Consider the following 11,420-nt stretch of genomic DNA (forward strand, 5'->3'; position numbering starts at 1 on the left):
CCGTCAGTCGAGCGGTGTCTCGGGCACGAGCGCGGTCGCCGGTTCGGTGCGGAGCACGTGACCCCCGAAGACGACGACGTCGTCCGGGCGGATCGTGGTGCGCTGGCCCCGCGAGAGCATCGTGGAGGGGAACCCCGGGCGGTGCAGCTCGGCGCCGTTGGCGGAGTCCGCGTCGAGGACCCAGAACGAGCCCTCGGCCCCGAACCCGAACGCCAGGTGGGTCCGGCTGAGCAACCGATCCGGGTCGTCGAGCGCGATCCGGTGCGCGGTGTCGTCGTCGATCCCGGCGGCACGGAGCGACGGGTCGCGTCCGAGGACCCCGGGGCCACGCACGAGCACGCGTCGGTCGTCGTCGAGCACGAGGACGACGGCAGCGGCGGGCCGCGCCGGCGCCGTGGCGTCGGTGGCCGCGGTGTGCCCGAGCGGCCGCTCCGGGAGCACCGCGAGGAGGTCCCGCACCCGTCCGGCACTCGCCCGCGGCGCGGGCGGTGGCGTCGTCACGACCCGTGCGAGTCGGCCGTCCGCGGCCATGCGCGTGATGTCGTCGGGCGCGACCCGTTCGGGCACGACGGTGACCGGGCGACGACGGCGACGGAACCGGAGGCGCATCACCGCGCCTCCCGATCCGTGGCACCGCTCGCGCCCGCGTCGATGAGCTCGAACGTGTCCGTCACCGCCTCGAACAGGTCGAACAGCGCCTCGGCGAGGTCCACCGCGGGTGAGGCGACGCTGACGAGCGCCACCTGGTCGTCCATCGGCACGAACGTCTGCATCGTCGCGACGGGGAACGACCGCTGCCCGGACGGATCGACGATCCGGCTGATGCCCCAGGTCCGCGGGACCCGGCCGACGCGGGGGAGGTCGTGGAGGTCGACGTGCGCGCGCGCAGCCTCGTCGTCACCGCTGTCCCGATCGGCCAGCGTGGCGACCCGGTCGGTCAGCGCCGTGAGCGGATCGTCGTCCCCGCCGGGCGCCGGGAGCATGCTGACCGTCAGCGCACCGGACACGATCCCGTCGTCGCTCGGTTCCGCGAACGCGGCGCAGTACCGCGCGCCGGAGTCCCAGGCGGACCGGGCGAACCGTCGGAGGATCCGGACGATCTCGGTGCGGTGCTCCCGCAGGGTCGGCTGGTCCCCGATCCGTTCCTGCACGAGGGCGCTGATCGCGTCGTCGCGGTGCTCGGGTCGGACCGGCAGCTCGAACCAGGTCCGCGGCACGGTGATGGCGAAGTGGTCGGCCCCCATGCCGACCACCGTAGCGGCTGACGCTCAGCGCCTGACGCTCAGCGACTGACGCTCAGCGGCCGAGGCTCAGCGCCTGACGCTCAGCGGCCGACGACGGTGGTGCGGCGTGCGGCCGCCCGTCGGAGCGACCGCAGCAGCACCCGGAACGGGAGGCGCCGCACCGGTCCCGGGACCGCCGCCACGACCCGGCGCAGCACGGCGACGGTGCGGTCGTACCGGCGTTGCTCGGAGCCTCCCCACGCGAACCCGTACGCCGTCCGCAGGTCGGGGGGCAGCATCCCGACGGTGACGATCCGCGCGATCGGCATGAGCGCGCGGATCCAGACGGGCGCGAAGCGCGGGTGGAGCAGGTCGCGGACCACCCCGCGTGCTTCGTCGGTCACGCGGAGCGCCGCTGAGGTCCGGCGCCAGTACGCGTCGAAGGCCGCGGGCGTCGAGGGCCACCGGCCCGCGGGGACCCGGAGCGCGCCGCCGAGCGGCTCGTACGCGGTGAGCACAGCGGCGGCCAGCGCCGGGTCGACCGGACCGCGGAGCAGCTCGTGCATGCGGAGCGCCGACTCGTACAGGGTCGCGGCGACCCAGAGCTGGTGGTCCGGGTCGTCGGCGCCCTGCACGCGTCGGTGGGCGTGCTCGACGAACGCTGCTGCGGCGCGGGCGTCGGCGGGCGAGCCGAGCACGACCGCGTAGACGTACTGCAGCGTGTGCACGAGCCGCTGCTGCGGTCGGTGCGCGAAGTCACTGTGCCGGGCGACACCGGCCGCGACGACCGGGTCCGCGATCTGCAGCAGGATCGCGCGGCCGCCCGCCATGACGAGCGAGCCGTCCGCCGCGAACCGGCGGACCACGGGGGAGACGCTCGTCAGAGCGACCGGTACTCGTCGTTGCCGAAGTCGACGCCCTGGGACTCGGGCTCGTCCTCGCCGTCGTTCTCCCAGAGGATCGGTTCACCCTCGCGCGGGGCGCCGCCGGTCGGTCCGTTCGCCGTGCCGTCGCCCGGTTCCGGATCAACGGTCTCGCCGGCGACGGCGTCGTTCGTGACGGTCTCGATGGACTCCTGGATCGCGTCCGGGTCCTCGTCGAACGCGACCTGGTCGTCGGTCGTCGTCTGCTCGCGGAGCTCGGTGGCGTCGTCGTCCGGTCCGATGGCGGGGTCGCTCATGGGGTCCTCCCGTGGTGCTGGTGGTGGGGACGGCCGTGGTGCCGTCCTCGTTCGTTCGTACTCGGTCCGGCCGGGGTGTGCCTCCGGACGGTGGCCGGCGTCGCTCCGCGCCGGGCGTCCGGAGCGGGGTGGTCGGCGTCAGGCCGTGACGAAGTGCGTCTCGCCGCCGGTCAGGTGCAGCTGCTCGGCGAGGCCCTTCTCGTCGGTCGCGCCCCAGCGCTCGACGATCTTGCCGTCCTCGAACCGCGCGGTCTGCAGTCCCCGGACGCGGAAGGTCCGGCCGGTGGGCGCGTGGCCCTGGAACTCGCCGCTGTGCGTGCCGGTGATCGTGAACACGACCGAGACGGAGTCGTCGTCGGCGACGAGCGTCTCGGGCTGCAGGGCGACGTCCGGGAACGCGGTCGTGAACTCCTGCCAGAAGGCGACGATGCCCGCCAGCCCCGGACCGGCGCCCGGAGCCGGGTCGTGGTCGACGACGTCCTCGGCCCACACCTCGCCGAACCGGTCGAACGCACGCTGCTGGAGCAGTTCGCCGAGGTGCTGCTGGGCCTTCGTGTTGACGTCCTTGCTCATGGTGACTCCTGTCGTCGGGTCGGCGCGGGTGCGCCGCTGGGCCACCGCGTCGGGTGACGGTTCCTGGGTACCCGCACCGGGCCTCCCGGCCCCGGCATCCGGAGGTGCCGCACAGGCAACGCCGTGGCGACGCATCGGACCGCGATCCGCCACGCGGTGTTCACCGGGCGGTCACCTGCGCGACGCCCGCATGGGCCAGGCTGCTCTGGCTCGGGGGAGTGGAGCGCGGCCGCCGACGGGTGGTCGAGCGGCCGCGCCTTCCCCCGACCCGCGCCGGGCCGCCGGCAGCGGGTGACGACGGCCGTCAGACGGTCCGCAGGAGGCCCCGCTCGCGCACCGCGTCGATCGACAGCACGCGGTACCCCACCGACTCGAAGAACACGGTGATCCGGTCCTCCTCGGTGCTCATGACGGTCCCGTGACCCCACTCGTCGTGCTCGACCTCGGAGTCCGGCGGGTACGCGGCGTCGTTCGAGCCGTCCGCCACGTGGGCGTCCTGCGCGTACGCCGAGCCGGAGGCACACGTGTCGCAGTTGCCGCAGGGCTGGGGCAGCTCGTCGCCGAAGTAGCCGAGCAGGAACTGGCGTCGGCAACCGAGGGTCTCGGCGTACTGCCGCATCATCGCGATGCGCGACTCCTCGATCCGCTCACGGTCCTCGGCGCGGGCGACCGCGGCGTCGGCGGCGGCGTCCGCGTCCCGCGCGGCGTCGTCGTCGGTGCGGACGAGGCCGTCCTCGGTCTCCTCGAGCGCCCCGCCCTCGACGAGGGCGTTCGCGTAGCGGCCGAGGGACCGCGTGGGCACCTCCGCCGCCTCGGCGAGCTCGGGACGACGGATCGCGCCGTCGTCGGGCACGGCGTCGAACACCGTCCGGAGCTTCGCCTTGGCGGGCGTGCCGGACGCGAAGAACCGCCGCAGCCCGAGGTCCTCGGCCCGGTAGTGGAGGGTCGTGGTCGCCGGATCGCCGTCGCGTCCGGCCCGGCCGATCTCCTGGTAGTACGCGTCGACGGACTCGGGCACGTCGGCGTGCACGACGAAGCGCACGTCCGGCTTGTCGATGCCCATGCCGAACGCGTTCGTCGCGACGACGACGTCGAGGGTGCCGGCGAGGAACGCCTCGTGCACCTCCTGCCGCTCGGACGCCTTGAGTCCGGCGTGGTACGCGCGGACGTTCCGCCCGCGGTCCGCCAGCTCGTCCGCGTACCACTCGGTCTCCTTGCGGGTCGCCACGTACAGCAGACCGGGGACCGGGAGGGCCGCCACCTGCTCGACGACGGCGGCCCGCTTGCCGTCGTCGTCGCTGTGACGCACGACCTCGAGCCGGAGGTTCGGCCGGTCGAACCCGCGGCTCAGCTCGAGCGGGTCCCGCATGGCGAGCCGCTCGACGATCTCGGACCGGACCGGACCCGAGCCGGTCGCGGTCATGGCGAGGACCGTCGGGTGACCGAGCCGCTCGACGACCTCGCCGAGGACGAGGTAGTCGGGGCGGAAGTCGTGCCCCCAGCTCGACACGCAGTGGGCCTCGTCGACGACGAACAGGCGCACGCCGAGGTCGAGCAGGCGTTCGACGACCTCGTCCTTCGCGAGCTGCTCGGGCGCGAGGAACACGTACTCGGCGTCTCCGCTCGCCAGGTCGGCCCATGCCTGTTCGACCTCGCCCGCGGACCGGGTCGAGTTGACGGCGACCGCACGGGGTCCGCCGGTCTGCTCTCGCGCCTCGAGCCCCGCCACCTGGTCGTCCTGCAGCGCGATGAGCGGGGAGACGACGACGGTCGGGCCGTCGATGAGGAGCCCCGCCACCTGGTAGATGCCGGACTTGCCGTAGCCGGTCGGCATCACGGCGAGGGTGTCGCGTCCGCCGACCACCGCGTCGATCGCCTCGGCCTGGCCGGCGTGCAGGGCCTCCCAACCGAAGACCTCGCGGGCGGTCGCCTCGGCACGGTCGCGGATGTCGTCGCTCATGCACGACACCCTGCCGGAGCGCCGCTCGGAGGCGACCCGGCGGCCGGGGTACGACCGGCCCGGAGCGCTAGGCTGGCCGCGGCCGTTGTCTCGACATCGAGCGACCTCGACGTCGAGTGCGACCGTCCGACCAGCGCCGACGCACGACGACGGCGCTGCCCGAAGACGCACATCGCGGTGAGGAAGAACAGCGTGGATCTTTTCGAGTACCAAGCCAGGGACCTCTTCGAGTCCTCCGGCGTCCCCGTCCTGCAGGGCATCATCGCCGACACCCCCGACGAGGCCCGCGCGGCGGCCGAGCGCATCGGCGGGGTCGTCGTGGTGAAGGCGCAGGTCAAGGTCGGCGGGCGTGGGAAGGCCGGTGGGGTCAAGGTCGCGAAGACCCCCGACGAGGCGTACGAGGCCGCGCAGGCCATCCTCGGGCTCGACATCAAGGGCCACACCGTGCACCGCGTGATGGTGGCGCAGGGCGCGCAGATCGCCGAGGAGTTCTACTTCTCCGTGCTGCTCGACCGCGCGAACCGCTCGTACCTGTCGCTCGTCAGCGTCGAGGGCGGCATGGAGATCGAGCAGCTCGCGGTCGAGAAGCCCGAGGCACTCGCCCGCGTCGAGGTCAACCCGCTCACCGGGATCAACGACGCCGAGGCCGAGCAGATCGCACGCCAGGCCGGGTTCCCCGAGGACCTGATCCCCGCGGTCGTGCCCGTGTTCGTCGCGCTCTACGGCGTGTTCCAGGGCGAGGACGCCACGCTCGTCGAGGTCAACCCGCTCGTCCGCACCGAGGACGGCCAGATCCTCGCGCTCGACGGCAAGGTGTCGCTCGACGACAACGCGGGTTTCCGGCACGAGGACCACGCCGCGCTCGAGGACAGCGCCTCGGCCGACCCGCTCGAGGCGAAGGCCGGGACGCACGGCCTCAACTACGTCAAGCTCGACGGCGAGGTCGGCGTCATCGGCAACGGAGCCGGGCTCGTCATGTCGACGCTCGACGTCGTCGCGTACGCGGGGGAGCGCCACGGCGGCGTCAAGCCCGCGAACTTCCTCGACATCGGCGGCGGCGCCTCGGCGGAGGTCATGGCGAACGGCCTCGACGTCATCCTCGGGGACCCGCAGGTGAAGAGCGTCTTCGTCAACGTCTTCGGCGGGATCACCGCGTGCGACGCCGTCGCGAACGGCATCGTCGCCGCGCTCGGGATCCTCGGCGACGCGGCCACGAAGCCGATCGTCGTGCGGCTCGACGGCAACAACGTGGACGAGGGCCGGCGCATCCTCGCCGAGGCGGCACACCCGCTCGTCACCGTCGTGGCGACCATGGACGACGCGGCCGAGAAGGCCGCCGAACTCGCCGCGGCCGCGGCCTAGAAGGGACCAGCACCATGTCCATCTTCCTCGACAAGGACTCGAAGGTCATCGTCCAGGGCATCACCGGCGGCGAGGGCACGAAGCACACCGCGCTCATGCTCAAGGCCGGGACGAAGGTCGTCGGCGGCGTGAACGCGCGCAAGGCCGGCACGACGGTCACACACGGCGACGTCACCCTGCCCGTGTTCGGCTCGGTGACCGAGGCCATCCAGGAGACCGGAGCGGACACGTCGATCGTGTTCGTCCCGCCGGCCTTCGCGAAGGACGCCGTGATGGAGGCCATCGACGCCGAGATCCCCCTCGTCGTCGTCATCACCGAGGGCATCCCGGTGCAGGACGCGGCGGAGTTCTGGGCACACGCGAAGGCACTCGGCGGGAAGACCCGGATCATCGGGCCGAACTGCCCCGGCATCATCACGCCGGGCGAGTCCCTCGTCGGCATCACCCCCGCGAACATCACGGGCAAGGGGCCGATCGGCCTCGTGTCGAAGTCGGGCACGCTGACCTACCAGATGATGTACGAGCTCCGGGACCTGGGGTTCTCCACCGCGATCGGCATCGGCGGCGACCCGGTCATCGGCACGACGCACATCGACGCGCTCGCTGCGTTCGAGGCCGACCCCGAGACGACCGCGATCGTCATGATCGGTGAGATCGGCGGCGACGCCGAGGAACGCGCGGCCGACTTCATCAAGGCCAACGTCACGAAGCCGGTGGTGGGCTACGTCGCCGGGTTCACGGCGCCGGAGGGCAAGACCATGGGGCACGCCGGGGCGATCGTGTCCGGCTCGGCCGGCACGGCCGAGGCGAAGAAGGCGGCGCTCGAGGCCGCCGGGGTCCGCGTCGGCAAGACCCCGAGCGAGACCGCGGCCCTGCTGCGGGAGGCAGTCGCCGCACTCGGCTGAGTGTCGCCCGGCCCGCCGCGCGCCGACCCGGTGTGCGGCTGGCCCTCCCGTATCCTCGTCCGCGATGAACCGCCCGGGCACCGCTCTCTTCGCCGCCGTCGAGGCCGTCGTGACGGTCGCCGTCGGCGTCGGGATCGCCCTCGTGCCGCTGACGCTCCTCTGGGGCATCGAGTACGGCCTGCAGGTCCCGTGGCTCGCGTTCTGGCGGGCGGCGGGCAGTGTCTGGCTGATCGGCCACGGCGTCGACGTCACCTTCGTGCTCGACGCCGCCACCGCCAAGGCGACCGGCCTCAGCGGCGCCGACGCGCCCATCGTCCTGACGATCGCGGCGCTCGGGTTCGCGGTGATCACCGCGTGGCTCGGCGCACGCGCCGGTCGACGCCTCGCCGAGACCGAACACCGCGTGACCGGCAGCATCGCCGGCATCGTCGTCGTCGCCGCGTTGGCGCTCGCCGTCGCGCTGTCGACCGTCAGCGTCGCGGGTCGTCCCTCGATCTGGCAGTCGGTCCTGCTGCCGACCCTCTGGTACGCCGTGCCGCTGCTCGTGGCGGCCGAGGTCGCCCGACGCCGCCGGGGCGCCGATCCCGACCCCGCGACCGCCGCGGTGCTCGACGCCGTCGACCGGATCCCGGGCCCGTGGCGCTCCGTGACCGACGTGGCGCTGCGCGGCGGTCTCGGCGTCGTGGCGGTGCTCGTGACCGCGGCGGCCCTGCTCGTCGCCCTGCTCGTGCTCGGGTCGTACGCCCAGGTCATCACGCTCTACGAGCAGTCGCACGCGGGACTCGTCGGCGGCCTCGCGATCACGGTCGGTGAACTCGCGTTCCTGCCCGACCTCGTCGGCTGGGCGATGGCGTGGATCGTCGGCCCCGGGTTCGCGATCGGCACCGGGTCGGACGTCTCGCCGATCGGCACGACCCTCGGTCCGATCCCGGGCATCCCCGTCCTCGGCGCGCTTCCCACCGGAGGACACGCGTTCGGCCTGCTGTCCGTGCTGGTGCCCGCCGTCGGGGCGTTCCTCGTCGCCGCGCTGCTCCGCCCGCGGCTCGTCCGCGCCCTCGCGGAGGGGAACACGGCCGGACGCCGCGCCATCGCCGGCGTCGGCATCGGCGTGGTGGCGGGGCTGGCGACGGGACTCGCCGCGTGGCTGACCGCCGGTTCCCTCGGCCCCGGACGACTCGTCACCGTCGGGCCGTCCCCCGTCGCCGTCGGGGCACTCGCCGCGCTCGAGGCCGGTGTGCCGGCGGTCCTCGCGCTCGCGGTCGGCAGCGACCTGGTGCGGTGGCCGGAGCGCGACTCCTGGCTGCCCCGCCGTGAACGCTGGCGCGACGACGATGCGGAGGCGGCCGCCCCGCTCCCCGTGGACACCATCACCGAGGACGACGACGGCGGCTTCCTCGGCGCGCTCGACCGGGCCGGGGCGGCGGACACGACGACGGTGGGCGGCCGCACCGGTGGCCACTCCCGGTTCCGCGTGACGGGACGCAGCGGTGCGACGATCGCGCACCCCGAGCAGCCGACCGAGCCGGTGTCCGACGGGGACCCGGAGGTCGTCCGCGAGCTCGAGCGCGAGCGCGAGCGGGAACGCGAGGCCGCGCTGCCCCAGCTCCCGCTCGGATGGGCGGCCCGGCCGTCCGGGCACGCCGAGACCAGAGGGTCCGACGGCGCCGAGTCGACGTCCCCCGAAGCGGTCGGCGGCGAGGCCGACCAGTGGGACACCGACGTCGTCGACGAGATCCCCGAGCACGAGCTCCCGTGGTGGCGTCGGCCCAAGGGCGACGCCGGCCGCTGAACGACAGCCGCGGCGACGCCGCCCGCTGAACGACACCCGCGGCGACGCCGCCCGCTGAACGACACCCGGTAGGCTGGCGACCGTGCTCGAACTGGTGGTGCTGATCTCCGGTGCCGGATCGAACCTCCGCGCGCTGCTCGACGCCGCACGGGACGCCGAGTACCCCGCACGGGTCGTCGCGATCGGTGCCGATCGCGACGCCGAGGGGCTCGACCTCGGCGAGGAGTACGGCATCCCGACCTTCACGGTGCCCTTCACGGCGTTCGCGACCCGGCAGGAGTGGGGTGCCGCCCTGGCCGAGCAGATCCGCCCGTGGACGCCCGACCTGCTCGTGCTCTCGGGGTTCATGCGGCTGCTCCCGCACGACGTCGTCGCCGAGTTCAGCCCCGCGATCGTCAACACCCACCCCGCCCACCTGCCCGAGTTCCCCGGCGCGCACGCCGTGCGGGACGCCCTCGTCGCGGGCGTGCGGGAGACGGGCGCGAGCGTCATCCTCGTCGACGACGGCGTCGACAGCGGCCCGATCATCGTCCAGGAGCGGATCCCCGTGGAGCCGGACGACTCCGAGTCCACGCTGCACGACCGCATCAAGCACGTGGAGCGACGGCTGCTCATCCAGACCGTCCTCGACATCGCCAACGGAACCGTCGACCTGAAGGAACTCGCCCGCGCATGAGCGTCCACGCCGCCGATCCCAGCCTCTACCGCGAGCGCGACCGCGTCGCCGTCCGCCGCGCGCTCATCTCGGTGAGCGACAAGTCCGGCCTCCTCGACCTCGCCGCGGCCCTCGACGCCGCCGGGGTCGAGATCGTGTCCACGGGGTCGACGGCGAAGGCCATCGCCGACTCGGGCATCGGTGTCACCGAGGTCGCCGCGATCACCGGGTTCCCCGAGTCCCTCGACGGCCGCGTGAAGACCCTGCACCCGGCCGTGCACGCGGGTCTGCTCGCCGATCTGCGGCTCGAGTCGCACGAGCAGCAGCTCGCCGACCTCGGGATCGCGCCGTTCGAGCTCGTCGTCGTGAACCTCTACCCCTTCGTCGAGACCGTGGCGTCGGGTGCGGACACGGCGACGGTCGTCGAGAACGTCGACATCGGCGGCCCCGCGATGGTGCGCGCATCCGCGAAGAACCACGCCAACGTGGCCGTCGTGGTCTCGCCGTCGTCGTACGCCGAGGTCATCGCCGCGGTCCGGTCGGGAGGCACGGACTTCGCCCTCCGCCGTCGGCTCGCCACCGCGGCCTTCGCCCACACCGCGGCGTACGACACCGCCGTGGCCGCGTACTTCACCGAGCACGTCGCGGGCGGCCCGACGGTCCATGGCGACGTCGCGCAGCCGGGAGGCCCGGGGAACGGATCAGCGGACGGGTCCGGCGCCAGCGGCTTCGCACCGACGATCCAGCTCGAGGGCTCGCTCGCGGCGGGTCTCCGCTACGGCGAGAACGCGCACCAGGCCGCCGCGCTCTACACCGCCGCCGACGGCCACGGCATCGCGCAGGCGACCCAGCTGCACGGCAAGGAGATGTCGTACAACAACTACGTCGACGCCGACGCAGCGCTCCGTGCCGCGTACGACTTCACGGAGCCGGCGGTCGCGGTCATCAAGCACGCGAACCCCTGCGGCATCGCGGTCGCGGCACCCGACGCGGCCGACCCGATCGCCGACGCCCACGCCCGTGCCCACGCGTGCGATCCCCTGTCCGCGTTCGGCGGGGTCATCGCGGCGAACCGCCCCGTGTCGCGCGGCATGGCCGAGGCTGTGGCGGACATCTTCACCGAGGTCGTGATCGCACCCGCGTTCGACCCCGAGGCCGTCGAGATCCTGTCCGCCAAGAAGAACATCCGGCTGCTCACCCTGCCGGCCGACTTCGCCCTGGCGCCCCGCGAGGTCAAGCAGATCTCGGGCGGGTTCCTCGTGCAGGACGCCGACCGGTTCACGACGTTCGACCAGGCGACGTGGGACCTCGTGTCCGGGGACGCCGCGGACGACGCCACCCTCGCGGACCTCGCGTTCGCGTGGAAGGCCTGCCGGGCCGTCAAGTCGAACGCGATCCTCCTGGCGAACGCCGGGGCGAGCGTCGGCGTCGGCATGGGCCAGGTGAACCGGGTCGACTCGTGCCACCTCGCCGTGACCCGGGCGGGCGACCGCGCCGCGGGGTCGGTGGCCGCCTCCGACGCCTTCTTCCCGTTCGCCGACGGGCTGCAGGTCCTCATCGACGCGGGTGTCCGGGCGGTGGTCCAGCCCGGCGGGTCCGTGCGCGACGCCGAGGTGATCGCCGCGGCGAACGCGGCCGGCGTGACGATGTACTTCACGGGCGAACGCCACTTCTTCCACTGACGCCCGCCGCGCCGCCCCGGCGACACGCCGCACCGCATTGCATCGTGCGACTGCCTGCGAATAGTCTGTGAGGCTCCGACCGGCCTCGACA

Annotated in this window: 11 protein-coding genes; 5 read left to right on the plus strand and 6 right to left on the minus strand. The window is 73.5% G+C overall.

What is annotated here, in order from left to right:
* Nucleotides 1-3 precede the first annotated feature (3 nt).
* From DEI92_RS02295 to DEI92_RS02320, 6 genes are all read right to left on the minus strand, one after another.
* Nucleotides 4-609: an FHA domain-containing protein gene (locus DEI92_RS02295; RefSeq protein WP_111012185.1), complete on the minus strand. Its 606-nt coding sequence runs from the start codon at nt 607-609 to the stop codon at nt 4-6.
* Nucleotides 609-1,244, minus strand: coding sequence for a hypothetical protein (locus DEI92_RS02300; protein ID WP_111012186.1), 636 nt, complete (start codon nt 1,242-1,244; stop codon nt 609-611). The genes DEI92_RS02295 and DEI92_RS02300 overlap by 1 nt, the downstream gene beginning before the upstream one ends.
* Nucleotides 1,245-1,324: 80 nt before the next feature.
* Nucleotides 1,325-2,089 (minus strand): oxygenase MpaB family protein, encoded by a 765-nt coding sequence (locus DEI92_RS02305; protein ID WP_111012187.1) that lies wholly within the window; start codon nt 2,087-2,089, stop codon nt 1,325-1,327.
* Nucleotides 2,090-2,103: 14 nt separating this feature from the next.
* Nucleotides 2,104-2,403, minus strand: coding sequence for a hypothetical protein (locus DEI92_RS02310; RefSeq protein ID WP_111009752.1), 300 nt, complete (start codon nt 2,401-2,403; stop codon nt 2,104-2,106).
* Between the two features lie 138 nt (nt 2,404-2,541).
* The gene (locus tag DEI92_RS02315) at nt 2,542-2,976 is read right to left on the minus strand and encodes an ester cyclase (RefSeq protein WP_111012188.1); all 435 of its coding nucleotides are present in this window, start codon (nt 2,974-2,976) and stop codon (nt 2,542-2,544) included.
* A gap of 304 nt (nt 2,977-3,280) precedes the next feature.
* Nucleotides 3,281-4,936 (minus strand): RecQ family ATP-dependent DNA helicase, encoded by a 1,656-nt coding sequence (locus DEI92_RS02320; protein ID WP_111012189.1) that lies wholly within the window; start codon nt 4,934-4,936, stop codon nt 3,281-3,283.
* A gap of 192 nt (nt 4,937-5,128) precedes the next feature.
* Here DEI92_RS02320 and sucC point away from each other — a divergent pair, with 192 nt between their 5' ends.
* The 5 genes from sucC (at nt 5,129) to purH (ending at nt 11,329) form a co-directional block, all read left to right on the plus strand.
* A complete protein-coding gene (sucC, locus tag DEI92_RS02325) occupies nt 5,129-6,298 on the plus strand; it encodes an ADP-forming succinate--CoA ligase subunit beta (protein WP_111012190.1) in 1,170 nt (389 codons plus the stop codon).
* A gap of 14 nt (nt 6,299-6,312) precedes the next feature.
* Nucleotides 6,313-7,203, plus strand: coding sequence for a succinate--CoA ligase subunit alpha (gene sucD / locus DEI92_RS02330; RefSeq protein WP_111009748.1), 891 nt, complete (start codon nt 6,313-6,315; stop codon nt 7,201-7,203).
* A 64-nt stretch (nt 7,204-7,267) separates the two neighbouring features.
* Nucleotides 7,268-8,992 carry a DUF6350 family protein gene (locus DEI92_RS02335; RefSeq protein WP_111012191.1) on the plus strand — a complete coding sequence of 575 codons (1,725 nt, stop codon included), beginning with the start codon at nt 7,268-7,270 and terminating at the stop codon, nt 8,990-8,992.
* 82 nt (nt 8,993-9,074) lie between these two features.
* The gene (gene purN / locus DEI92_RS02340; RefSeq protein ID WP_111009746.1) at nt 9,075-9,668 is read left to right on the plus strand and encodes a phosphoribosylglycinamide formyltransferase; all 594 of its coding nucleotides are present in this window, start codon (nt 9,075-9,077) and stop codon (nt 9,666-9,668) included.
* A complete protein-coding gene (gene purH, locus DEI92_RS02345; RefSeq protein WP_111012192.1) occupies nt 9,665-11,329 on the plus strand; it encodes a bifunctional phosphoribosylaminoimidazolecarboxamide formyltransferase/IMP cyclohydrolase in 1,665 nt (554 codons plus the stop codon). Before purN ends, purH begins: the two co-directional genes overlap by 4 nt.
* Nucleotides 11,330-11,420 lie beyond the last annotated feature (91 nt).

The sequence above is a fragment of the Curtobacterium sp. MCBD17_034 genome (genome assembly GCF_003234515.1).
Taxonomy (GTDB): domain Bacteria; phylum Actinomycetota; class Actinomycetes; order Actinomycetales; family Microbacteriaceae; genus Curtobacterium.